This window comes from Thermotoga profunda AZM34c06 (assembly GCF_000828675.1).
Classification (GTDB): domain Bacteria; phylum Thermotogota; class Thermotogae; order Thermotogales; family DSM-5069; genus Pseudothermotoga_B; species Pseudothermotoga_B profunda.
Map to the genome: position 1 here is coordinate 532,189 of NZ_AP014510.1, position 25,596 is coordinate 557,784.

The window sequence follows — 25,596 nt, forward strand, 5'->3', positions numbered from 1 at the left end:
TTAAACATTTAACTGCAATTTCTGAAAGGATATATTTTTAGAGTATTCTCAGCAGCAATCGTACGATCGTGTTATAGAGTTTTGGCGGGCGGTACTGTGAATTCAAAGCTTGTTCAAACAATTCAACGGATTTTTTCACGTGAAATTCAATCATCTGTTTGCCACGCTGTGCATCGGCTTTTGATGGATCTCCAAGATAATATGGATTTTTTGGATCACTAACCCAATCCACTGTGACAGCCAGTTCTTCTGATTTCAAAAATCTCAGAAAATTCCCCAAACGACTTTTTGTCGTTGGAAAGTATTTTGGAAGATTGTAATTTCTAACCGTCTCAGGATAGGCATATATCATTAAAGAAGTCTCATTTGTACCGGCGTGTAGATCATTTATATCGCCATTCATGCCAGATGGTATTCCTATTTCTTGAGAATCCTTGAGCATCTCTTGGAATATATGCAGGAAAGGTACTATTAGTGAGAATTGATGTTTTTTCTTTAAATAAGTGGCTGCATCAGCCAAGGCGAGTTGGTGTCTTGGTCCTCCGTGGTTGTCGAAAATGATCCAGTATTTAAATCCCATTTTAACAAGGCTTTTGCCTATATCTATGATCATATTCTTCAAGGTTTGATATCTGAGCGAAATCGATCCAAAAACCGGTTGTGCATCACTTCCAAAGCACATATCGGGCAAACGGAGGATTTTGAATTTTTCAGACAAGATTTGACATGTTTTCTCAAGAATTTTACGGGCTATAAAGATATCTGTACCAACTGGAAGGTGTCTTCCGTGCGTTTCAATCGGAGATAACACTGACACGATCACGGTTTTATCTGGTTCGAATTTTGTAATATCTTCAGCAGAGAGTATGAGATACTCTGTCATTGTTTTATCTCCTCTCGACACATGATATCTTTTTTGAAAGACTTTCCATTTTTGAGTTTTCTTACACCAAAGATATCTGCTATTGTTTGACCAAAATCCGAGAAACTTTCTCGAATGCCAAAGTTAACATCTTGGCATATTTTTTTGCCGCAAACCAAAATTGGTACTTTTTCTCTCGAGTGGTCTGTTGAAGGGGTAGTGGGATCACATCCATGATCTGCAGTTATGAAGAGTATGTCTTCGTTTTCCATTCTCTCCCAGATTTCAGGTAATCTTTTGTCAAAATCTTCAAGTGCTTTGGCATAACCAAAAGGATCATTTCTGTGACCATATTTCATATCATAATCGACGAGATTTGCATAGATCATACACGAATGCCTTTTTTGCTCCATCACTTTTATGATTTTGTTGACTCCATCCATGTTGTCTTCGGTCTTAAAACTTTCCGTTATTCCCCTACTTGCATATAGGTCGTAGATCTTTCCCACGCCGTAGACGGGGACATTACTTTGCGTGAGTATATCGAGTAACATTTCATCTTCTGGTTGTAGTGAATAATCATGTCTCCTTGGTGTTCTCACGTAATTTGGGTATTCACCACTGAAAGGTCTTGCTATAACTCTTCCGACCTTGTATCCCATTTCATCAAGCATTTTCCTTGCGATTTCACAATATTTGTAAAGTTCTTCAACGGGAATAACCTCTTCTTTGGCGGCGATCTGAAAAACGCTATCTGCGGATGTATAGACTATTAATGCACCTGTTTTTTCATGTTCAAGTCCAAGCTCTTTTATGATCTCAGTACCAGATGCGGGTTTATTCCCAATGACTCTTCTTTTTGTTCTTTTTTCAAATTCCTTTATGAGTTCTTCTGGAAAGCCATTTGGAAAAAGATCAAATGGTTTTTTGAGAATAATTCCAGCGAGTTCCCAGTGCCCTGTCGTTGAATCTTTACCTGGACTTTTTTCCAACATAATTCCATATGCTCCGATCGCTTTTGTTTTTGGGACACCTGGTATATCATCTAAATTGCCAAGTCCCATCTTTGCCAAGTTGGGTAGATTCAAACCACCGACAGCCTTCGCTGTATTTACAAGTGTGTTGCTACCTTCATCATTGTATTCAGAAGCATCTGGCATTTCACCTATACCTACACTATCAAGCACAATGGCGATTATTCTCATTGCCATATCCTCCTTCTCGTACTGATTGTTTTTCTACCGGGAAAGATCAAAAGAAAAACCACAAAACCAAGTGAAAACCACACAACAATATCTCCGATTTTGGAGTAGACTGTGATGTCTCTTCTTGGCATGAGTTCAAAGGAGATTTTCTCGAACTCTCTTGGTTTGGCGATTTTAACAATTCGTCCATATGGATCTATCATGCCTGTTATACCAGCATTTGACACTTGTATAACTTGTCTTCTTGTCTCGACTGCCCTTATCACTGATTTTGCAAAATGTTGTTTTAGGGCTACATCAAAGACAAACCATCCATCATTTGTGCAGACTATGAGTACCTGCGCGCCATTCTTCACCAGTTCTTTAGATGGTTCGGAAAAGTACGATTCAAAGCATATCTGGACACCTAAGGGAGGATAATCTCTAACCAATAGTGGTCTATATCCTTCACCAGGTTCAAAGTAAGAAAGCCCACGGAGAAAGGAAAAGATACCGAAAACTTTTTGATAAGGTAGTGTCTCAACAAATGGAAATAATTTCACTTTCGAATATTTGTCTACAAAACCATTTTCATTGACCAGGAAGACTGAATTATAAGTTTTTGAATCGACAGATATAGCACCGATCAAAATATCCAGATCATTTTCTTTACACAGTTCAATCAACTGTGGTGCCACGGTGCTGTTTCTTGGATCGAATGAAAAGACATCTTCAGGGAGTATAACGACAGTATCTCTAATTTGCAATAAAAAAGGCTCGAATTGCCCAAAAAGATATGAAGAACTCTCTTTGTACTTTGTATCCTGAGCGACGTTCGTTTGGATCGCAACGATATTTTTGTCTGTGCTTTTTGGTATTGGTAGATAAAGAGAGATCAAATATGATACAAAGACTATTATAAGGATATGAAAGGTGATCTTCTCGATTGGTCTTGTACTCTTTCTGAGAATAATGTAAAGCCAGCAGTTCACAGCAACGATGATGAATGTCAAGCCATATGGTCCTATGACAGAAGCCAATTGCAGTATACCTATATCCTTGTACAACGCATCAGAAAGAGTTCCTCCTGTGAAACCCATTTCGCCAATACCTCTAACGAAATCAAAGAGTGTGTACAAGGAGGCAGTGAAGAATATCTCTTTGAGTTGATTCTTCTTGATGGTTTTTTCCATGAGACCATATAGAAAACCAAAAGCCGCAAATGGTAAAGATTCTAAGAGAATCATCAATAAGAAGACAAAAAAACCAAGCCACCCTGGAAATTTACCAAAGACCTTTGGTAGATTCTCAACCAAAACCGGTAACACCCAGAAAAGATTTATCGCAGAAAAAAGGTAGAAGTACAGAAAGCCATACAAGGCACCAAGAAATGGTCCTTTTTCTTCAAGTGATTTGAAAAACGGTATGAGTGCAAACCAAATGATGAAACCAGCAAGAAAACCAGGCATCGAAAGAGCTGTTAAGACAGATGAGAAAATTAAGGAAAGCACCTAACCCACCCTCTCCACGGCTTCTTTTAGAATTTCAACGACAGTTTGCTGCTCTTGTATGGTCATAGTTGTGTAAAAAGGTATTGCAAGTGTGCTTTTTGAGATTTTTTCGGTAACTGGCAACATACCTTCTGTATAGCCAAAAAGCTGTTTGTAAAATGGTTGAAGGTGAACGGGGCTGAAGTAATTTCTGACCTGAACGCCATGTGAAGACATATAATCGATGATTCTATCTCGATTGATTTTTTCATCGAGTTTTATTACATAAACGAACCAGCCGATTTTCGTTGCATAATTTGCTATATAAGGTGGCTCAACCCAATCATATTCACTCAGCATTTGAGAGTAACGTTTGGCGACATTGTCTCTTTTGTACAAAATATCTTCAAGGTGAGTCAGTTGAGCGTAACCAAGTGCCGCAGACAATTCATCTATTCTGTAATTATAGCCAAGACGTACGTGATTCAACCAAGCTTCATCTTCTCCTCTTCCTTGGTTTCTCATACTTTTACACATTCTTGCTATTTCTTCATTGTCAGTAACTATTATTCCTCCCTCTCCTGTAGTGATCTGTTTATTCGGATAGAATGCAAATGCTCCGGCTTCGCCAAAACTGCCACAAGGTTTTCCTTTGTACTCGGAACCGAGTGCTTCACATGAGTCTTCTATCATTTTCAAATTCCATTTGCACACAATCGGTTCTACTGCATCATAATCCACGGGCTGTCCAAAGACATCAACTGGCATGAAGAAACGAACTTTGTCGATTCTCACGCGTTGTCCACTTATGTGCATTCGACCTTGTTCTATTTTCTTTAAGAGGTCTTCGAGAGCGTTAGGGTCGACATTGTACGTCTTTGGGTCGATATCTACGAAAATCGGTGTGGCTTTTTCAAAAAGTGCAACATTCGCAGACGCGACAAAAGTAAATGATGGGACGATCATGTAATCTCCTTGCTGTATTCCGAGCGATTTTAGAATCAAATGAAGAGCCGATGTACCACTATTAACGACGATTGAGTACTTTGTCTTAGCTATCTTTGAAATTTCTTTTTCAAATAATTCTGTGTACTTTCCCATGCTCAATCTGTCACTTTTTAAGACATCGATAACTGTATCTATTTCAGTTTGAGTGATATATGGCTTTGACAAAGGAATCATCTCATCGCCCCCGTTATTTTTTCTATTGCCAATGAAACACCTGATTCATTGTTTGAGATGGTTATAAATTTCGCCACCTTCTTGACATCATCTGGTGCATTTTGCATTGAAATTGGGAAACCAACTTTTTGCATGATCTTCAGATCATTATAATTATCGCCTATGTATGCCACTTCTGATAGATTCAATTCAAATAGATTCAACAAAAAATCAAGCGCTATTTCTTTACCAACATCTTTTCCAAAGATCTCCATGAAAATCTCGCCATCTACGTGTTGGTTTTTTACGGGTGTGAATTCATCCATTTTATTTGAAAGGCTTTGCACAAGATTTTCAACTAAATCGTCCCTGCCAACCACTGCGATTTCAGCTACATTTTCAGTTTTATACAATACTTCTTCTAAGCGGTCGATCTTTCTTGTTCTGTGTTGATTGAATCTGAAGTAATTTTCAAATGCACCATGATAATCTTTCTCAATAATCATATCCTTTTTACTGAAGAAAGACTCATACAATACGGGGTACAATTCATATCTCTTGCTCAGATTCACTACTTCAAGGGCAATTTTTGAATGTAGGGTTATCATTCGAAAGATTTTGTTCAATGAAGGTGTAGCTATGAGTGCTCCATTTTGAAAAACAACGGGGATCTCTATTCCAAGTTCCTGTACATAGGGTAGGGCGGCATAATAATTTCTACCCGTGAAGATTGTCACATTAAACCCCTTTGATCTGGCAAGGTGAATAGCTCGCTTGTCTTTTTCAGATATCTTTTTTTCGTCGTCCAATAAGGTACCGTCTAAGTCGATACAAATTAACTTTATCAAAGGCATCACCAACAAAAGTATAACAAAAAAGGGAGCTTAAAGCTCCCTTTGGTGCCGAGGGCGGGACTTGAACCCGCACGGGCTCATACCCACATGGCCCTCAACCATGCGTGTCTGCCAGTTCCACCACCTCGGCAGGCAATAAAGATTTTACCACGCTGAATCAAAGTTTGTCAATGATCTTAGGCTTTGCCAATGACCAATCCAAAGACTTCTGGTCCAACATGTGCGCTCACACCAGGACCGATTCTTGAAATTCCAAGGATCTTTTCTTTGGGAAAGTGTGACAAAAGTTCGTCCAGATACTGTTTCATATGTTGAACACCATAACCACCGATAATGATATAATCTTCGAATTTCAAAAATTCCTTTGCCTTTCTCACCATCTGATCAATCACCTGTTTGATCGACCTTGCCGAACCAAGGCTTAGAACCTCTCCTTCATCGTTGGTTGACAGAATTGGTTTTATTCCCAGGATCTTACCCAGAAGGGCTTTTGCCTTTCCTATCCTACCACCTCTTTGAAGATAATCAAGGGTTGTAACGGTGAACAACAAAAGAGATTCTTCAACATATTGTTGTCCTGTTTGTTCTGTAATTTGTTTTTTGGCGAGAATGTCTTTCAATAACCTGTAAACCACGTAGAAACTTTTTACGCTGCCACTTTTTGAGTCTATCAAAGTGGTATTCTTGAGATTCAACTGTTCTAAGGTGAGTCTTATCATATTCCATGTACCACTCAGTTTACTCGAGATAGTGACAATATAGACGTGATCGTATTCTTTCGAAAGCTTTGTGAGTAATTGGGCAGTTTCTGAAGGGTTGGGCAAGGCGGTTCCAACCTTCTTTCCTGATAGTGCCTGTGAGTAAAACTGTTCGTCTGTGATTTCGATTTTATCTTTAAACTCACTGTCCTGAACATAGACTTTCAATGGCAGAATATAATGCGGTATGGGAAATTCATACCCGATTGGTATATCTATGCTGCTATCAAAGACAAGTACGATTTTCATCTGAATTCTCCTTTCTGAAGGCTAAAAACTAGTTTGATTTACTCCTGAAGATTTTGCCATGTAAAGTGCTTTGTCGGCGCGCTCGATCAAATCTCTGAGTTTTTCGCCATCTTCGGAAAAGGTTGCTATTCCTGCACAAAAGCCGATGGTTATCTTGATATCGTCGATTTTCAAAGGTTCTTGCAATTCTCTTCTGATACGATCGATAAAATTCTTTGCAACTCCTTTTTGAGCATTGGGCAAGATTATGAGAAATTCATCGCCACCGTATCTTATGACAAGGGTGTCTTTTCTCACAGAGTTTTTAATCACTTCTGCAAAATGGGCAAGAACTCGATCGCCCACTAAATGACCATATAAATCATTTACCTGCTTGAATCCATCTATGTCAATCATTATAACAGAGAAATTCTGCCCGAGGCTTGGAAAATTGTCTATCAGCTCTTCTAAGATATTTCTATTTGCAATTTTTGTCAAAGGGTCTTGATTGGCTTTATCTTGCCAAAAAAGAATCTGTAATTTTTGCTCTGTGATATCGGTGAAGATTTGTATAAATCCTTCAGAGTAGTTTTCTTTCCCGACTGTGAAGCAATGCACAGTATACCATTTTGTGCCAGAGGGAGTCTTTAAATTAATCTCATATGGACATTGCAGGTTTGCGTAACATTGGTTATTCATCTTTGGCAAGCCAAAGTTCTGTATCTCAGAATAGGCTTTGTTGTGGTCTATTAATTTTTGATCTTGATCAAAAAGGGCAACAGGTTGGGGCATGGACTCGATCAATACCCTTAATCTATCCCTTTCTGTTCGAATTTCTTTTATGATTCTTGCTATCTTGTCATTTGATTTTTTGTACTGAACAAGAAAGGCAAAGTAAATCACGAAGATCAAGGCAAAAAAGACGATGGTGGCAATTAAAAAATTTTGCTGAATGGATTTGATATTTGTCAAAAGAGTCGTTCTATAATAACCAGTTCCAATGATCCATCCCCATGGCTCGAAGACTCTTATTGCACTTGTCTTTTGTTCTAATTGAGAGCTTCCATATTTATAGAATTCATACTCTACAAAAGATTCGTTTTCTTTAGCTGCTTGAAGAATTCTTTCAATAGCATTTTGATACACAGGATCGTCTATTTCTTTATAAGATCTGTTCAGGTAATCTTTCAAATATGGATGCGCTATTAATACTCCTTCCTTATTCAGGACCCAAAAATAATCAAGATGTTCTGGACCATAAAAAAGATTTTCTAAATGAACTTTTGTCATGTTTTGTGCATATGGTTCATCAAAAAAACCATTGATATAACTCTCATAATGTTGTTTCACCAGAAGAAAGGCTATGTTCAATTTATCGCCGGCTTCTTGCATCATACTATGTTTAATGTAAATATTCACTCTGGAAAAAACGCCAATCGCGATAAAGATGCCAAAAACGACTATGCACAAACCAATCAGGATTATAAAGGTAAGAGACTTGGCAAAATGCCTTTTTTCAACCATACCTGTCCTCCAAAATTGAAAGATGATCTTGATACAAATTTTAGCAAAATCTAAAAATGATTTGACACAAGAATTCAAACGGGGTGTTAAGAGGCTTAAGATAAAGATGGTGCCGAGGGCGGGAGTTGAACCCGCACGAGGTCATCCCTCAACTGATTTTGAGTCAGTCGCGTCTGCCTGTTCCGCCACCTCGGCGCTAAGAATGATTTTAGCACATATCTACAAAGGTGGCAAGTGGTTTTTCAACCACTTTTAGAAAAAATTCAGAGTACCAGTGTCATCAGAATTGGCAGACTTATCAAGGACAGTGCCGTTGAAAGCACCACGCCTTGAGATGCGAGTTTGTAATCCCTGTCAAACATTTTGGCAAAGATAGCCGTATTCACACCAGATGGCATACCGCTCATTATTATGGGAATCGATTTGATAATCAAAGGTAGATCCATTTTATAAAGTATCATTGCAACTACCAGAGGGCCAACGACTAACTTAATCATCGAAGCAAGATATAAATCGATCTTTGTCAAGAAATCTGAAAATTTTGCGTCTGCCAAGAATGCACCAACGATAAACATGGCTAAGGGTACTGTCATGTTACCAATAGTTTCTAAGGTACTTTTTAAAACAACTGGCAGATCCCAGGAGAAGAAAAATATCATCACACCCAGTAGTGTTGCAGAAAGTCCTGGATTTAGAATCAACCTGCTGATTCTTATCTTGTTCTTAGACATAAGTTTCACACCTAATGTCCAAGTGAGAAGTTGAAACCATATATTGAAAAAGGCAGTGTAGAAGACTCCAATATCATCAAAGGCAATTTTTGCCACGGGGTATCCGAGATAGCCAACATTTCCAAAGATCACCATGTACAAATAAACGCCTTTATCTTGCGAGTTAATCTTTCTAAGTCTCACAAAAATGAAGGCTAAAACAGCGAGTATTGCATACATCAGAGCACCGAAGAAAAAGATTAACACGCCATTCGAAGCCAGTTCCTTGGAGAAATCTCTGTCCATCGAAGCCAGAACCATTGCAGGTAATGTCACATAAATTATCAGGTCAGTTGCACCTTTAGTGAAACCGTCGTTCATTATCTTTATCTTTCTCAAGAAATATCCAAACCCTATCAGTAAAAAGATCATCAATACTTGATTAACAATGGTTTGTGTCAATCGATCACCTTCCAATACAATAATACCTTTGTGCAAGGATGAAAACACAAATGTTAACCAAATTCAAGTAGAATATTCAAAGAAAGGAGGAAGTTCTTTTGAAAGTTTTTCTGAGAAAATGTGATTCATATGACCAAGTTGATGATATCCTACAGCCTGTTCTAAAGAATTATTCAGGGATTTTCAAATCGCAAGAAAGTGTATTAGTGAAACCCAATCTTCTTTCTGCAAGAAAACCACAAGATGGCGTCACAACACATCCTGCTGTTTTAGAAAGTGTCTTGAAGTTCTTGATTTCACTTGGAACCAAACCTTTTGTGGCAGATAGTCCTGCTTCATCAACTCTTCAGAAAGCGGCGTATGAATCTGGCATTTTGCAAGTGTGCGAAAAATATTCTGTTCCAATAGTTGAACTCGACGACCCAGTTGAAGTAGATGGTCAGGTCTATAAGAAAATAAAGATAAGTTCGAAGATATTCAAAGTAGATAAGATCGTGAATATTGCAAAACTCAAGACACATTCTCAGATGATCTTGACTCTCGGAGTGAAAAATACCTTTGGTTGTATACCTGGTCTTGAGAAATCTGGCTGGCATATAAGGTGTGCGACAAATGAAAATTTTGCTGCGTTACTTGTAGATGTTCATCTTCTTGTCAAGCCAGTTCTAACGATCTTGGATGGAATCATAGGTATGGAAGGAAATGGTCCGGCGAATGGAAAATTAAAGCATTTCGGAGTAATAGCGGTGAGTGAAAGTGCCTTTGTTCTCGATCATGTAATCTGTAAAAAACTGAGTATCGATCCCGAGATGATCTATACCTTGAAAGAAGCCCTCAAGAGACATCTGATACCTTCCTATGAAATAGATGGTGAGTGGAGTTCAACGATAGAACTACCAATCACTGCTCAGGCGTTGCCTGTTCCAAAATTTCTGAAAAGGATTGCGAGAACTATCATCAGGGTTCCAAAGATTTCCAAAAAAAGATGTGTTCAATGTAAAATATGTGAAGAAAGATGTCCTGCACAGGTAATTCAAGTTTCTAAGTATTTTATCGATTACAATAAGTGTATAAGATGTTATGTGTGCCATGAAGTTTGTCCAAACGATGCCATCGATCTGGTTAGAAAATTTATGTAAGGTGATTTTATGAGTCTTGGTCAAAAGAAAATCGATTGGGTGGGCAGGTTTATGCCGCTTTTGAATTCTATTGAAAGCGAGTATGTTGTTAGAAAGCCTTTGAATAATTTCAAGGTTGGTATGTCTATTCATCTTGAAGCAAAAACCGCATATTTGGCTTTGCTGATAAAAAAACTTGGTGCCGAAGTCTTCATAACAGGAAGTAATCCACTCAGCACACAAGACGATGTTGCAGAAGCTCTCAAAGAAAATGGATTGAATGTCTTTGCAAAACATACAAGCGATGAAGCTGTCTATATGAAGGGTATTTATTCTGTTCTGGAGGCAAAACCACACTTGATATTGGATGACGGTGCAGATTTAACCGTTACCGCACACACTGAAATGCCTGATGTGCTTGAAACCCTAAAAGGAGTCACAGAAGAGACAACAACAGGTTTGAAGAGATTACGTGCTCTGTACAATGAAGGCAAATTGAGAGTTCCAGTTATAGCAGTCAACGATGCGTTAATGAAGCATCTTTTTGACAATCGCTACGGTACGGGTCAATCTACCTGGGATAGTATCATGAGAAACACCAATCTCACTGTTGCTGGTAAAACAGTTGTTGTGGCTGGGTATGGTTGGTGTGGTAAAGGCGTTGCGATGAGAGCAAAGGGGCTTGGTTCAAGAGTCATCGTTACAGAAGTTGATCCAATAAAGGCTCTTGAGGCGTTGATGGACGGTCTTGAAGTGATGCAAATGAAGGAAGCTGCTAAAGTAGGTGACTTTTTTGTCACAGTCACCGGTAACACTTCGGTCATATCTGTTGAAGAATTTTTGCAGATGAAAGACGGCGCAATTCTTGCGAATGCAGGACATTTCAATGTTGAGATAGATGTCAGAGCACTTGAACATCTGTGTGTCGAAAAATTCGAAGCACGTCCGAACGTGACTGGGTATGTTCTACCCAATGGTCGAACGGTGTTTTTACTTGCCGAAGGAAGACTTGTGAATTTGGCTGCTGCAGATGGACACCCTGTTGAGATAATGGACCTTTCTTTTGCCATTCAGGCTATGTCCCTGATTTATTTGTCAACTAAGGTTCTGGAACCAAATGTTTATCCTGTTCCAAGACAAATAGATGAGGAAGTTGCCAGGATGAAGTTGAATGCGATGAATATAAAAATTGATGAATTATCTCCTGAACAGAAAAGATATCTTGAAAGTTACTGAGAGAAGGTGTGGTGGTGATAGAAAAAATATCCATAAAGCCAAGAAAAAAACCAGATTATTGTATACCCAGATCATGGCTCTTTGATGAATACGATGGTGAAGTAAAGTTCGAAGATGAAAGAGCCTTTGTAGAACCGGCATCTTATTTTGAATCGATTATCAAGTGGATTGTTCAGAAAAAGGAAAAAGGTATCGACTACACGAAATCTTTGAGTTTACAAAAAAATATTAAGGATCGCGATTGGATCAGAAAATCTGTTATTTATTCTTCACTTGTTCGATCTACTACTGCATATAATCACAAAGGTTTTGGAAGATTTGAACAAGATGATATACTTGGGTATCGTGAGTCTGGTACATTCTTGAAGATGATTGCTCTATTACCACATCTTGTGAAACTTGGAGTGGACGTACTTTATCTTTTACCCGTCACACAGAGTAGTCATATTTTCAGAAAAGGTGAGATAGGTTCACCTTATTCTGTGAAAGATTTTTTGAAGATAGATTCAAAGTACCACGATCCGTTACTTGAAGGTTGGAACGTCGATGATGAGTTTTTAGTTTTAGTTGAGGCATGCCATATTCTGGGTATTAGGGTGATACTTGATTTTATCCCGCGAACGGCTGCGAGGGATTGCAATTTAATTCTCGAACATCCAGATTGGTTCTACTGGATTAAAGTCGATGATCTGGCAGATTATAAACCTCCAAAGATCCCGCATCTTGGTTTTTGCCAACCAGATTTTGAAAATATGAAAAAAATCTATGACCAGGAACAAGTTATAAAACACATAGGAAAATTCACTTTTGATCCAAAGAAAATAGATCCCGATAAGTGGGAAAAGATAAAAAAAGATTCTAATGAAGAAAATTTCATGTACAATATCGCAAAACACTTTAGTTTAGTAACTGCACCTGGTTTCTCGGATTGGATAAATGATCCACAACCTACCTGGGATGATGTGACTTTTTTAAGACTATATCTTGACCATCCTGTAACTGCCGAAGGAAAGATTTCAAAAGATCAGGCTCCCTATGTTCTATTTGATGTCATAAAGGCAAGTCGCTTTCCTGGCAGGGTACAAAACAAGGAGTTGTGGGATTATATTGCTTCCGTGATCCCGTATTTTCAGAAAAGGTTCGGTATTGACGGTATAAGACTCGATATGGGACATGCATTGCCAGATGAACTTGAACAGATAATCATCAAGAACGCAAGGATGTACGATCCATCTTTTGTATTTGTGGCTGAAGAGCTCGAAATGCACAGAGCCAAAGAGGCAAAAGAAGCAGGTTATGATGTGATAATAGGCAATAGTTGGTGGATGCTTCCAAGGGTTCATGAAAAAACCTATGAATTTGTTCAGTCGGTAGCTGTAAATGTTGAACTTCCATATATTGCCTGTGCCGAGACACCAGATACCCCAAGAATTGCCCATAGAAAAGATGGCAAATTCAAGCATTTGGTGGCATTTCTCTGTGCCTTTGCGCCAAATGGCGTTTTGATGATAAATTCAGGGCAGGAGATTGAGGAAACTCAACCCATGAATCTTGGTCTTGACAACGATGCGTGTGGTAGATTCACACTCTCTTGTGAAGATGAATTTCAAGGGAAACTTGCCTTTTTTGATCACTACGCGATGCATTGGAAAAAATCAGAACTCACGGATTTTTTGTCTGAAATCATCGAACTCAGAAGGCAGTTCTTGGACTTGATAGTAAATGGGACGTACAGGCCAGTTTATCTGAGTTGGCAGGACGGCAAAACGGCTAACATCTCATATTGGAAAGATAATAAAGCAATTATAATCGTTGCCAATCTCGACGAGAGTGAAAGAGATATAGGTATCGAGCTTGAGAAAACCTATGGCAAAGTCTTAGATATTCAAGATGTTGAATTTTGGAGCAAATCAAATTGGCAGCAAGAAAGGCCATCAAAGACCTTAGTTTGTAAATTAAAGGGTTATGATTTTGCTCTGTACAAAATAGATTTCAAATAGGCGGTGAGCTTGTGAAAAAGATCTATTTAGTAGGTCTAAAGTTCTATGATTCAAAAGATGCTGAATTTCCATTGAATTATGAGCAGGTAACCAATTTAAAAAAAGAGATCTTTCTTGAATTTCTCAGATTCGATGCCGATGAACACATAGCAGTAGATCTCTTTGGTGATCTTGCTTTACCAGATCAAATCATTCAGATTCTCTCACTTGTACCTCACAGCTTGAAAATCTGCCAAGACGAAGGTTTTCTATATCATCTGAATTTACCTGATATACAGTTGGTGCAGGAAAGACCAGATATAGAATCTTCTTCAAATCCAGTTTTGGTTGAAAAACCTGTTTTTGTTTTATCAGAAGATGATAAATTGCTAATCGTCGAGAGTTCTGCCAAAGGTGTTGTCCCAAGACCAATTGAAAATCCAGAGAATCTCTCAGATGGAGTTGTTGGCTATTTACCAGATTTTGTAACGCTCTCTGAATCAGAAAAAGCAAAACTATTTGGCAACAAAGTTGCCTTTGTTTGCAGAGATCCACAGGATTCGTTCGAAAGAAGAATGAGTGAAAAGATGTCGCAAAAGGCTTTATGCTTTCTGATTAATCTGATAGAGTTCTGTGAGGGGTGAGTGTTCTGAAGATAAAAAGCTTGAAGATAACGGGTTTTGGAAAATTTCATAATTGCCAAGTGGTCTTCAAAGATGGGGTAAATGTCGTTTTTGGACCAAATGAATCGGGGAAGACCACTCTTTATCGATTCATGGTATCGGGTCTCGGTGGACTTTCGGAAGATGAGTTGAACCGTTATAAACCTTGGGATTTTGACGAATTTGGTGGCTCTTTAATCATCGAAGGTATGAAAGAAGAGGAAGTCTTAATTCAGCAACCTTTATTAGATAGGAAGTACGTCGAATCGATTGGTTTGTTATCAGATGAAGAAGACATCGTTGAACTGCTCAGAGTAGATGAAACCATCATAGCCAGACTCAAAAGAAAGATGGCACAACTTGAGGAAGCCGAGAGAATTTCAATGCTTCTGAAAAGGCAACCAGAGTTTGAAGAAAGGTTGTTGAAGACCGAGAAAGATATCGATGAGCAAATAGAAATTTTGCAAAAAGAGATTGAAGCTTTCCAGTGGCATAGGCATCAACTTTTTGGATTGATTGGAGAAAGATCAAAGATCGAGAGTGATTTGAACGATATTTTCAATCAGAAACAAAAATTGCTTGATGAACTAAAGCGTGTTGATTTCATGATCACACGAGAATTGGAAAAGATCGATGAGCAATTGAATAGGCAATTGAAAGAACTTCAAGAAATGCTGGACATGGAGAGACGATTACCTATTATCACTGCAGAAGAATACACAGAGATCATACAGCTTCACCAAAAGATCGAGAATGCCGAGCAAAAATGTAAAGAACTCGAAGGCAAAATCGAAGAATTACTCAAAAAACGTTCAGATGTGGAAAAGCAGATGAATGACTTGAAAAGTGAACTTGATTGGCAGGAAGACATAGAAAAGGTGAAATTGAGGATAAAGAACTTCGAGTTGAGTTATAGAGTTTTGGAAAACAAATTGGAGCAGCTTGAAAGTCATAGAGCGAGTTATCGGCCAAATTGGGAAGTTTTCAAACGTGAAGGAGATAAGATCCTTCGTTCTCTTGAAGCCGAAGTACCCACTTCTATAGAACTTGAGATGAAACAAATAAACAATAAACTACAGTTCATCGAGAGTGAGATCTCAAAGCATAGAAGCCACGTGGGATTAGAACGCGTTTTGAGTTTGGTAACACTTATCTTCTCTGCGATTAGCGTTGGGTTTGGATTATTTATAAGCCCTGTGTGGTTCTATATATCTGTGATCACCGGCGCAATTTCGGGCATTTTCTTTTTTCTGTTAATTAGAACGATGAAAAAACTCGAAGAAGAAGATGAACAAAAGATAAAGCTTCAGCTGGAGTTTCGTTCGGCTGAAAAAAAGAAACAGTCAGCCATTCACCGTGTCTTGAGTGCCTTTGGTGTCGATAGCTTGGAAGAATTGAAAAAGGCATATGAAGAATACAGCAAATGGTTGAATGAGGATCGGGAGATGGAGAAATTAGAAGAGAGAGTTTCCTTAGAAGGAATGGCTTTGGTGAGTGAGCTTCATCGGTTTGGAGCAAGGGATATAAAGGATGTTCCGAGTGTTGTGCTTAGACTGAATGAGATTGTTGAAAGTCTTGAGAGAAAACAATTAGAGTATTTCTTGATTCAACAATCCATCGATCAAGTGAAAATCGATCTTGAGAAAGTAAAGGAAGATCGATCACACTTATCAACACTGTATTTCTCAAAAATTAGCTCACTTGGTTTGCAAGATATGCAGCAACTTCAGATGGCATTTGAGAGAAATTCGAAAATAGAACAAATTCAACACAAAATAGATCAAATACTCAGATTACAAGACATATTTAAGCATGGAGATTTGTTTGTCTTGGCGCAGAGTTATCGAGAATTGGCAGAATTTTTGGGACAAAAAAAGAGACTTGAGAAATCTATGGCAGATTTATCAGAAAAGCGAGAAAATCTGAGTGAGAAAGTCAAAAAGATCGATGAGCAGATTTCTAAAATCGATCTTTCAACTGATATTGCAAACCAAATACACCAGCTTTCCTTGAAAAAACTTGAAAAAGAAGCATACTCAAAACTCAGAAATCAATCGGCACAGGTAAAGGAGTTTCTACTCAATGAGCTAACTCGCCTTACAGGAACTTATGTAGAGAAATTTTCGAGGATTCTGAAAGATTTGTTCGGTAGATTCACTGATTTGTCGCAAAGCATGTCTGTTGAAAAAGATCTTTCTGTGAGATTTTTCGTAGGGAATCAGTTTACAAATACAATTGACACTCTCAGTCGTGCCACGTTGGATCAGTTATTACTTTGTTATAAGATAGCGCTCTACAATACATTGCAACCAGAAGATTCCATACCTTTGATCATAGACAACTTTCTAATAAGATTCGACGAAACACGACTTGAAAAAGCTGCACAATTGTTGAAAGACGAAGCTATGCAAAGACAGGTTATAATCTTCACGAGTGATCAGAAACTTTTGAAGATTCTTGGTGTTGAGCCAGTTTTAGTGCTTAAAGTACCATAAATCTATCTTTGCCAGACTTTTTGGCTATTTCAAGAGCTTTGAGCGCGTATTTCATAATGCTCCGATAGTCACTTCCATGATCTGGAAAGATACCTATACCGGCACTTGCGGTTACATTGACAGTGTCTTGAATTTTTCTAATCTCATCCAGAATTCTATCGATGATCTCAATTGCTTTGGATTTTGAAACATTTCTCAGTATGATCGCGAATTCTTCGCCGCCGTATCGCGCGGCCACATCTGATTTTCTGGTTTTGTTCTTGAGGACTTCTGCTATTTTCTCTATGATTCTGTCTCCGGTTTCATGGCCATATTGAGAATTTATTTTTGTCAGATCATCGATATCTATTATAGCCACTGCGAAAGGTTGTCCTTTCTGACACTCTGATTCAAGAACTCCGAGGAAGGCCGAATGTGTTAAGAGTAATGTGTGCTGGTCGTAAGGTTGCCGTACTACGATATTCTGGTAAGTCTCTGAGCGCTCAAGCAATTTATAAACCTGGCTTGCTATCAATTCCATTATCTGAACATCTTCCACAGAAGGTCGCTTCCCGTGAATGGGCGCATCGACGGATATATACCCCACCAGATCTTGGTTAGGACTGTAAACAGGAACTATGAGCATGTCATCTGGTTTCCATGCATCTGGTTCATTAAAAAGATCTGAATGTGAATTCAAGAGCGTTGCAACATATTCGGCAGGTAATTCAAGAGCACCTTGTGGAACAAAATAGGAATTACTGATCTTGAATCTTTCTTGCATGAATTTGGATATATATTCGATTGGTGGGGGATTGGATTTGAGCCTTTCAAATTCACTCTGACTCAGTCCATAATGAGCTGCTCTGAATATCTTGCCATTTTCTCTGTCTAATATATTTATCAGTACATATCTATAACCACTGATCTGACTAACAGCTTCAGCAACCATTGAAAGACTTTGGTGAACAGTACTTTTCTGCGAAACAGTATTTGTCAATTCTATTAAAGCGGCGAGCTTTTCTCTGAACTGTTGGAATCTTTCATGTTGTGATTTATAGATTTTTAAAGTCTTCTTGAAAGAGAGAATTCTCAAATACATCCATAAACCAACAGGATAAATTGAAAGCGCAAAAGACGGAGGAGGCATGCGAAGTCCTGCAATAATTGCTGTGATTAGTACGAAAAACAAAATGTAGATGATTTCATCAAAGGTTATATGAGATTGTTCACCAAAAAGATAGCTCAAAAACATATATATCAAAATTGTCATAAGCGAAAAGATAGCCAAATGAAGGTACAAATCAACAAATATCGATGCTATGAGAATAGAGATCGCCGTGGTTGCGAAAAAGACAAGCGCTTGAGATATTCTTCTTTTTAAACCGATCTTTCCAATTTGTAGTAATACTCCAAGGCCTACCAAGAAAGGTGCAAGGGTACTTTGAGTGTAAAGGGTGTATGGCAAAACCGTGGAGAGAATCACAATTGAATTCAAATTGTTCGAAAAAAGAGAAGCAACAAGCAATACGTATATAGTAAAAACTATATCTACTGTATCAGGTAATCCTGGTTTATAGTAGAAACCAATTGTTATACTTATGATTATTAACATCAACCAACTGAGTTTTCTCAGAAGGACCACCTTTTCATCTGTTCAGTGGAAAATTCAACAGGTAGATCTATCCATTTATTCTCAATAGCCGATTTATATAAACCAAGAATTATCTGAACGGCATTTTGACCTTCTTCACCAGTTATGTACGGATCATGATCTTTCATCAGAGATTCACAGAAATCTCTGTACAACGCGACATGACCTTTCCCATAAACGGTGTCTGGATCTGAAAGGTTCATATAAGGATGGCTATCTTCATTTGGAAATCTCCAGGTAAGAATACGGTTAACTGCGAGCCCTCCGATTTTCACCGTTCCCCTTTCACCGAAGATTGAAAGAACTTCTTCCAGATTCCTATCGTAGATATTCGAAGTGCCTTCGATTATTCCTATAGCACCGGATTCAAATTCCACTATTCCAACACCAAGATCTTCTGATTCGATATATGGATGATTCATGTTTTTTATCAAGCCAAGGACCCTTTTTGGTTTACTACCAAGCATCCATTGAAGCAAATCGATTCCATGGATACTCTGATTCATCAAAACTCCACCATCTTGATCCCAAGTACCACGCCATGAGGCTTGCTTATAGTAATCTTCATTTCTATTCCATCTCACGCTTATTGTCCCGTAAAATATCTTACCAAAGGCATTACTCTCTAATTTCTTTCGCAATTCTTGGACGGGCGGATTGAATCTATTTTGAAAGCACACACCGAGTTTCAAATTTTTCTTTCTTGCCAAATTCACCATTTCTTTCATATGAGTCGTGCTCAAAGCCATTGGTTTTTCCACAAGTACATGCTTAGCAAAATTCAGACAATCAAGTGTTATTTGGTAATGTGTTCCACTCGGTGTTGCAATCGCTACAAAATCTATATCGTCCATTTTTAGCATTTCCTTATAATCTGTATAAACGTTAGGCCTGTACCCAATGACTTTTTCAATTTGATCTGCCACTGTTTTTGCCTTTTTTTCAACCAAGTCACATGCCGCTACGAGTTTGACGATTTCTTGGTTTTCAATTATAGCCTCGACGTGCTTTGGAGAGATTCTTCCACATCCAATCAAAGCCATTCTCAGCATCAAGCGATATCACCTCTTATGATTTTGTATATTCTCTCCGAGCTTTTTCCATCGCCGAATGGATTTTCAATTGAATTTAGATTTTTTCTATTTGCTTCATTTATAGCTTCATAAACCGTTTCTTTAGAAGTCCCAGCGAGTATACCGAGCCCCGCTTCGATCAATTCAGGCCTTTCAGTCGTCTGCCTTGCAACTACAACGAATTTATTGAAAGAAGGTGCTTCTTCTTGCACTCCTCCCGAATCTGTCACAACGAATTTTGCACCATCAAGGAGCGATAAGAAATGCAAATAGTCTACAGGTTCGATCAAAATGAAATTCGGATTTTTTCCGACTTCTTCATCGACAATCTGCCTCACATTTGGGTTTTTGTGTACTGGAAAGACCACTCTAATATCATTTTTTTGCGCAAAGTCTGCCGTTGCCCTGAGAATAGATCTCATCTTTTCACCTATGTTCTCTCTACGATGGAGTGTCATTAGAATGTAATAATCTGAATCTATGAGCTCTTTTCTCAGAGATACCATATTTATTTTTTTTCTTATGAGCTCTAATGCATCTATAACGGTATTTCCCACGATGAAAATCCTATTTTCATCAAGACCTTCACGCAATAAATTTTCTTTTGCTCTTTTCGTTGGAGCAAAAAGATATCTACATGATACATCGATTAATCGTCTGTTCAATTCTTCGGGAAAAGGATCATAAAGATCACCACTTCTCAATCCAGCTTCGATGTGTGCCACTGGGATAGAGAGATGAAATGCAGCCAAACAGGCACTGAGAGCAGTAGTGGTATCTCCCTGGACAAAAACGATATCGGGTCTTTCCTTCATCAAGATTGGTTCAATTCTCTCCATTACCCGTGAAACTATCATATTCAAAGATTGATTTTGAGTCATCACATCAAGATCATAGTCGGGTTTTATGTTGAAAACCTTTATCATCATATCCATCATTTCTCTATGTTGAGCTGTTGCAATTAAAATTACTTCTTCACCGAGATTTTTGAAGTATAGATACACTGGAGCGGTTTTTATAACTTCTGGTCTTGTGCCAAAGACAAAGCAGGATTTCATTGATCTACCCCCACAGTTTTTGTACATCCTTTTGAATCAATAGCGACTCGCATCAAGAGATCTTCGACTTCTACTTCGACGACCGCTTCATTTTTCAAATCTGCGTGTGCCAGAATCCTGAAAGACTTTACGGTTACATCGCAAGTTGGAACAAACATAACCCTTGCATATCTTTTGAAATAGAAATTACTGGCTTTAGCACTTTTAGATAAGACAGATACAACACCAAAGAGAAAGGATTTTTCCAAAAAATCTTCATGATCTTTGATCTCCAACAGCTGAACGGAATCATTTTGCAATGAACCAAAACAAATCAATTCACCGTTTATATACTCTGGTACAAGACCTTCGGCTTTTTCGTAAGTTATAATTCTTTCAAAAGCGCGCCTGCTCAGCACAATAATTCTTCCTGTGTATTTTACAAGATCTGATGCTTTCAATCTCCTGAGCACATTCAAAGACAACGGATATCTTATTACCAACATTCCTATGACTCCTTTCATCCGGTTACAAAGATCGTGAGTTTGTCGATGAAATTCACAAATGGACTCATTACAAGTGGCATGATCCACAGAACAACCAAAGCTAACAAGAATAACACACCGTACACTTCGTATTTCAGATACCACTCTGTATAATATTCTGGAAGGAGTGCACCGAGCACTCTTGAACCATCGAGTGGCGGTATTGGAAACAACGAAAAAAGTGCGTACGTCAGACTGAATTTGGCAGCTTTAAAGAGTGTTTCAAAGACATAGCTTTCCTTACTTTCCAACGCTCGAGCAAAAAGCCCATATATTAAAAAACAGATTGCTCCGACAATTGGCCCAACAAGAGAAACCAGTAGAAAAGTTTTCTTTTTTCTTTTGAGATTCCAAGGTCTTATTGGTACGGGACGTGACCAGCCAAAATCCAGGAATATGAATGTTATAGTACCTATTGGATCAAGATGAACAAATGGATTGAGCGAAACACGCCCTACTTTTGCCGGAGTTTGATCACCGAAGAAAACAGCAGTTCTTGCTTTCAAATATTCACGCGGTGTGACTGTTAAAACAACCGCTATGAAACCGGTTATAACAGTTTCTGTGATATGTTTGAGATAATCAACCACCACCAACGAAAGACACCTCGAGCTCATTTTAGCACATCAACGTTGGTTTTTAGTCAATGACTCACTGAATATGATTACCAACTCAAGACAATTGTTAATTGGAAAATACCAGTTAGTAGATTTCACTTATTTTTGGTTTATGTATTTTGGTTCCGTAGTATATTCTTTCGGGGGTGAAGCGGTGAAGATAGTCGAAGTTAATGATCTAAGAAAAAGTTACGGAAATTTCAAAGCCTTGAAGGGGATCAGCTTCGAGATCGAAGAAGGTGAGATCTTTGGCCTTATTGGTCCAAATGGAGCTGGTAAAACTACTACATTGAGAATTATTTGCACTCTATTAAAACCAGATGCGGGAGTTGTGAAGGTTTTTGGACATGATCTTTCAAGTGAACCTCACGAAGTTCGAAAGGTTATAAGTTATTTGCCAGAAGATGCAGGAGCATATAAAGAGCTCACTGGATTGGAATATTTGAAATTCATCGCCAAATTTTTTGCAAAGAATGAAAGTCACTTTCAGCAAATAGTAGAAAGAGGAACACAGATATCTGGTTTATCTGAACGTTTAAAAACAAAGGTTAGTACTTACAGCAAAGGTATGACAAGGAGGCTTTTAATAGCAAGGGCTTTGATGGTCGATCCCAAGTTAGCCGTTCTCGATGAACCAACATCGGGTTTGGATGTATTAAACGCACGCGAAGTGAGAAATACCATCAAAGAGTTCGTTAAAAACGGTGGAACTGTCCTTCTCTCATCGCATAATATGCTCGAAGTTGAATTTCTCTGTGATCGAATTGCCCTTATAAACAATGGTCAGATAGTTAAAACTGGTACACCTAAGAATTTGAAAGAAGAATTTGGCGTTTCAAATGTCGAGGAAGTCTTTACAGAGGTGATACGATGTTCTGGAACTTGTTGAAAAAAGAACTCAGAGAAGTTCTGACTGTCTCGAGCATCGTTGTTGTTGTAGTAGTATCTTTTGTCTATGCTTTTATCGGCAAAACTGTGGGAAGTGTAGAAAGTGAGATCTCTAAAAAACCGTCGGTAGCCGTTGTCAATCTTGACAAGAACGGTTTCGGAGCAACCATTGAACAGAATATAGCCAATTTTGCAAATGTCATATACATGGGAGAAGATTTAGAAGAGGGCCTTAAGAGTTTGCAACAGAATGGTGGAGCAGCGCTTCTTTTTATAGACCATGATTTTACCAGCAATATTAAATCAGGTGAAAAGGGGAAGATAAAGGTATTCTGGCTACTAAAAGGACTTGGTATAGCCGATACCATTTCATCAACTGTTTTTGAGAGATTCTGTGAGAATGTTGAAGATCAGGTGAGAATGATACTAATGAATCAACATGGTATCGAAAATCCGCAATTTGTACTTGACCCGATTGAGAAAATCGATGCGACTTTCTTCAATCAAAAAACATTTGATGGACTATCACCATCACAACTTTTAAATCTTACAAGTTCACAAACTACTATGACATCTGTTGTAATGATGATGCTCATAATCATGGCAGGGAGTACCGTTATTTCTTCAATGGGTTTAGAGAAGGAAAACAAAACATTAGAAACACTCATGACTATGCCTGTGAATAGAAGTTATATTGTTTTTTCTAAAATTCTTGCTGCAACAATAGCAGGATTAATCATGGCAGGTATATACATGATAGGTTTTAATTTCTACATGAAATCTTTTACTGTTTCTTCTACTGGTTCTCTTGGGTTAACTCTTAATACTTGGGACTATGTAATGATAGGTATCTCTTTGTTTTCTGCGCTTTTATGTGGAATTGGGATGTCGATGTTCTTGGGGATTGTCTCCAAGGATTTCAAAAGTGCACAAACCATGACCTTTCCATTGACTGCACTTGCCATTTTCAGCATGCTCATAACCATGTTCAAAGATTTTTCTTCATTGTCTGTCCCGTTGAAAGTGATCATCTTTGCGATACCTTTTACACATCCAATGCTTTCGATACGAAATCTACTTTTTGGCAAAAGTCTCTTTGTAATTTATGGATGTATTTACAACGTTGTACTCGCAGTTGTATTGGTGACTTTCATCACAAAACTCTTCAACAGTGATCGGCTCATAGTCGGTGTGTCTATGAGAAAATCTAAGAGAATGGCTTTTTTCAAGAAGTGATGTCCACACAAAATCCGGGTGAATGAATTCCACCCGGATTTTTCTATTGTATGTGTTATACCACCATAAAATGACTCTCACATTTAATAAATGTATGATAACATATATAACAATTGTCTAAGGGGGAAAAAAATTGGACAAAAACTCGAAACCTTCGCTGCAGAATTTACTCCTCAAAAGATTAGTTTTGCTATCTGCCTTCATCATAATTGGGATTAGTTTGTTTCTAACAATTGTCTTCAACTATTTTTACCAAAAATATGTCTTTGGACCAACTTTCGAAAATATAGTTAGTTCTGTTTCTTCTTACATAGATCAATGGCAAAGAACTATTAAAGCCTTTGATACGTCTTACAACCCCATTTTGAAAGATTCGTTGAACCTGTCAATTTGGCAATCAGATGTGTTGAATGACCTTTCTGATCAGCAAATAACGGAGGCTTTGACTGAAAAATTGGCGAATCTTTCTCTGCAGTTTGTTGATCGTGTGAATTGGTATTTGATAAATCCCGGCGGTGTTATCGAGAGAACAGACTATCTCGAAGATCTTGGACTTGACATCGCAAAGGCTGTTCCAAGGTACTGGGCAGGGAGATTGGAGCCTCTGAAAGTCGGAGAATCTCTTATCGAAGGTTTGAGTTTTGAATTTAGAACCAACCTTCCGAGAATCTTTGGTTATAAGAGACTACAAAACAATTGGATATTAGAGATCGGTTTATCACTTGACCCACTGATTGTAACAGATCTTTGGGATGGCTTAAAAAAGATCGCACAAGATAATAAATACATAGAGGAGATACGCTTGTATGGTTCATCTTTCGCTCCATTTGGAAATTATGTAGCAGTTACTGATGAGGAGAAGGAATATTTCAGCAGTCCTGAGGCAGAAAATACTTTTGTAGTGCAAAATATGCAAAATTCTCACTTCAAAGTCTACAAGAATTGGATTCCCACGACTCAAGTCACAAACATTGATTGGAGTGGAAAGAGCGCCTTTTTTACGCTCAGAGTCCTCATGGTTCTGGATTTTTCAAAGATGGAATCGATGAAAAGATCTATGATAATTTCTCTTAATACAGCGATTACTATAGCGATAATCTTGGGGTTTTGGATAAGTGTAAATGTTTTCAGAAGGATTTCAAAACCTATTCAGGGTTTACTGAACAGTATCAGAAAATTTCAGAGATCACCACTGGATGTGGAAGATACGAATATCGAATCACAAATAAGAGAGACTTCAGAACTCGAGCAATCTATCCAGGAGATGAAAGAACAAATCAGAAAACAGATGATAGTACAATATATGACTACCGAGCGTTTGAAGCAAGATATTGAGAAGTACAAATATGATATTTTCCTTGATCCTCTGACTAACTTGTTCAATAGAAGATTTCTGATGAAATGTCTTGACGATATTCAGAAAAACAACAGCAATATTGTGGTATGTTTTTTAGATGTTGATTCCTTCAAATCGATAAATGATACATATGGTCATGATGTGGGTGATATAGTTTTAAAGACACTGGCAGAGAAATTACAAAATGATATAAGAAAAAAGGATCTCATATTTAGAATAGGTGGGGATGAATTTGTAGTTCTGTTTTTTGATTTACAAATCAAGGAAGCAGAGCAAGTTATTGAAAGAATTCAAAATTCTCTGGGACAAATCAAATTTAGAGATTTCCCAGATTTGAGAATTTCAATAAGCTACGGCTTTTCAAAGTGGTCTTCAGATAATAAAATAAGTATCGAAGAAGCGTTGAAGGAAGCAGATCTAAAAATGTACGAAAAGAAATTCGAAAAGAAAAATCATTGATTTCTAATAACTCAAAACTTGATATAAA

General features: G+C 38.0%; 21 protein-coding genes and 2 tRNA genes. 8 read left to right on the forward strand and 15 right to left on the reverse strand.

Annotation, left to right across the window (positions count from 1 at the left end; genetic code table 11):
• Positions 1–37 precede the first annotated feature (37 nt).
• From TSP02S_RS02525 to TSP02S_RS02570, 10 genes are all read right to left on the reverse strand, one after another.
• Positions 38–883, reverse strand: a complete 846-nt coding sequence (locus TSP02S_RS02525; RefSeq protein WP_041081634.1) for a creatininase family protein — start codon at positions 881–883, stop codon at positions 38–40.
• Complete coding sequence (locus TSP02S_RS02530; RefSeq protein WP_041081636.1) at positions 880–2,067, reverse strand: phosphopentomutase; 1,188 nt, start codon at positions 2,065–2,067, stop codon at positions 880–882. Before TSP02S_RS02530 ends, TSP02S_RS02525 begins: the two co-directional genes overlap by 4 nt.
• The gene (gene lnt, locus TSP02S_RS02535) at positions 2,064–3,557 is read right to left on the reverse strand and encodes an apolipoprotein N-acyltransferase (protein ID WP_041081638.1); all 1,494 of its coding nucleotides are present in this window, start codon (positions 3,555–3,557) and stop codon (positions 2,064–2,066) included. The genes TSP02S_RS02530 and lnt overlap by 4 nt, the downstream gene beginning before the upstream one ends.
• The gene (locus TSP02S_RS02540; RefSeq protein ID WP_041081640.1) at positions 3,558–4,718 is read right to left on the reverse strand and encodes a DegT/DnrJ/EryC1/StrS family aminotransferase; all 1,161 of its coding nucleotides are present in this window, start codon (positions 4,716–4,718) and stop codon (positions 3,558–3,560) included. It abuts the gene before it with no gap.
• Positions 4,715–5,551: a Cof-type HAD-IIB family hydrolase gene (locus TSP02S_RS02545; protein ID WP_052465278.1), complete on the reverse strand. Its 837-nt coding sequence runs from the start codon at positions 5,549–5,551 to the stop codon at positions 4,715–4,717. Before TSP02S_RS02545 ends, TSP02S_RS02540 begins: the two co-directional genes overlap by 4 nt.
• Before the next feature lie 43 nt (positions 5,552–5,594).
• Positions 5,595–5,681, reverse strand: a tRNA-Leu gene (locus TSP02S_RS02550).
• A gap of 46 nt (positions 5,682–5,727) precedes the next feature.
• Positions 5,728–6,558, reverse strand: a complete 831-nt coding sequence (locus TSP02S_RS02555; RefSeq protein WP_041081642.1) for a DegV family protein — start codon at positions 6,556–6,558, stop codon at positions 5,728–5,730.
• A 21-nt stretch (positions 6,559–6,579) separates the two neighbouring features.
• The gene (locus TSP02S_RS10900) at positions 6,580–8,061 is read right to left on the reverse strand and encodes a diguanylate cyclase domain-containing protein (protein WP_082025875.1); all 1,482 of its coding nucleotides are present in this window, start codon (positions 8,059–8,061) and stop codon (positions 6,580–6,582) included.
• A gap of 107 nt (positions 8,062–8,168) precedes the next feature.
• Positions 8,169–8,256, reverse strand: a tRNA-Leu gene (locus tag TSP02S_RS02565).
• Between the two features lie 68 nt (positions 8,257–8,324).
• The gene (locus TSP02S_RS02570; RefSeq protein ID WP_041081644.1) at positions 8,325–9,233 is read right to left on the reverse strand and encodes an AEC family transporter; all 909 of its coding nucleotides are present in this window, start codon (positions 9,231–9,233) and stop codon (positions 8,325–8,327) included.
• Positions 9,234–9,331: 98 nt separating this feature from the next.
• Here TSP02S_RS02570 and TSP02S_RS02575 point away from each other — a divergent pair, with 98 nt between their 5' ends.
• From TSP02S_RS02575 to TSP02S_RS02595, 5 genes are read left to right on the forward strand one after another with little or no spacing between them, the layout of a single operon-like run.
• On the forward strand, positions 9,332–10,372 hold the full coding sequence (locus TSP02S_RS02575) for a DUF362 domain-containing protein (RefSeq protein ID WP_082025877.1): 1,041 nt from the start codon (positions 9,332–9,334) through the stop codon (positions 10,370–10,372).
• 9 nt (positions 10,373–10,381) lie between these two features.
• Positions 10,382–11,587: an adenosylhomocysteinase gene (locus TSP02S_RS02580; RefSeq protein ID WP_041081645.1), complete on the forward strand. Its 1,206-nt coding sequence runs from the start codon at positions 10,382–10,384 to the stop codon at positions 11,585–11,587.
• A 14-nt stretch (positions 11,588–11,601) separates the two neighbouring features.
• Entirely contained in the window at positions 11,602–13,587 is a 1,986-nt protein-coding gene (locus tag TSP02S_RS02585) for an alpha-amylase family glycosyl hydrolase (RefSeq protein WP_041081647.1), read from the forward strand.
• An 11-nt stretch (positions 13,588–13,598) separates the two neighbouring features.
• On the forward strand, positions 13,599–14,210 hold the full coding sequence (locus tag TSP02S_RS02590; RefSeq protein ID WP_041081649.1) for a hypothetical protein: 612 nt from the start codon (positions 13,599–13,601) through the stop codon (positions 14,208–14,210).
• The gene (locus tag TSP02S_RS02595; RefSeq protein WP_041081650.1) at positions 14,207–16,723 is read left to right on the forward strand and encodes an AAA family ATPase; all 2,517 of its coding nucleotides are present in this window, start codon (positions 14,207–14,209) and stop codon (positions 16,721–16,723) included. Before TSP02S_RS02590 ends, TSP02S_RS02595 begins: the two co-directional genes overlap by 4 nt.
• On the opposite strand, the gene TSP02S_RS02600 is transcribed toward TSP02S_RS02595, so the two are convergent.
• From TSP02S_RS02600 to TSP02S_RS02620, 5 genes are read right to left on the reverse strand one after another with little or no spacing between them, the layout of a single operon-like run.
• On the reverse strand, positions 16,710–18,347 hold the full coding sequence (locus TSP02S_RS02600) for a sensor domain-containing diguanylate cyclase (protein WP_144380706.1): 1,638 nt from the start codon (positions 18,345–18,347) through the stop codon (positions 16,710–16,712). The genes TSP02S_RS02595 and TSP02S_RS02600 overlap by 14 nt on opposite strands.
• Positions 18,335–19,408: a Gfo/Idh/MocA family protein gene (locus TSP02S_RS02605; RefSeq protein ID WP_144380707.1), complete on the reverse strand. Its 1,074-nt coding sequence runs from the start codon at positions 19,406–19,408 to the stop codon at positions 18,335–18,337. Before TSP02S_RS02605 ends, TSP02S_RS02600 begins: the two co-directional genes overlap by 13 nt.
• Entirely contained in the window at positions 19,408–20,487 is a 1,080-nt protein-coding gene (gene wecB, locus TSP02S_RS02610) for a non-hydrolyzing UDP-N-acetylglucosamine 2-epimerase (RefSeq protein WP_041081655.1), read from the reverse strand. Before wecB ends, TSP02S_RS02605 begins: the two co-directional genes overlap by 1 nt.
• On the reverse strand, positions 20,484–20,972 hold the full coding sequence (locus tag TSP02S_RS02615) for a hypothetical protein (protein WP_041081657.1): 489 nt from the start codon (positions 20,970–20,972) through the stop codon (positions 20,484–20,486). Before TSP02S_RS02615 ends, wecB begins: the two co-directional genes overlap by 4 nt.
• A 14-nt stretch (positions 20,973–20,986) precedes the next feature.
• Positions 20,987–21,601: a site-2 protease family protein gene (locus TSP02S_RS02620; RefSeq protein WP_041084040.1), complete on the reverse strand. Its 615-nt coding sequence runs from the start codon at positions 21,599–21,601 to the stop codon at positions 20,987–20,989.
• Positions 21,602–21,740: 139 nt separating this feature from the next.
• On the opposite strand from TSP02S_RS02620, the gene TSP02S_RS02625 reads away from it, so the two are divergent.
• The 3 genes from TSP02S_RS02625 to TSP02S_RS10685 all read left to right on the forward strand — a co-directional run bounded on the left by TSP02S_RS02625 (position 21,741) and on the right by TSP02S_RS10685 (position 25,568).
• Positions 21,741–22,517 (forward strand): ABC transporter ATP-binding protein, encoded by a 777-nt coding sequence (locus tag TSP02S_RS02625; protein WP_052465280.1) that lies wholly within the window; start codon positions 21,741–21,743, stop codon positions 22,515–22,517.
• The gene (locus tag TSP02S_RS02630; RefSeq protein WP_041081660.1) at positions 22,499–23,752 is read left to right on the forward strand and encodes an ABC transporter permease; all 1,254 of its coding nucleotides are present in this window, start codon (positions 22,499–22,501) and stop codon (positions 23,750–23,752) included. The genes TSP02S_RS02625 and TSP02S_RS02630 overlap by 19 nt, the downstream gene beginning before the upstream one ends.
• 133 nt (positions 23,753–23,885) lie before the next feature.
• Positions 23,886–25,568: a sensor domain-containing diguanylate cyclase gene (locus tag TSP02S_RS10685; RefSeq protein WP_052465281.1), complete on the forward strand. Its 1,683-nt coding sequence runs from the start codon at positions 23,886–23,888 to the stop codon at positions 25,566–25,568.
• The last annotated feature ends 28 nt before the right edge of the window (positions 25,569–25,596 follow it).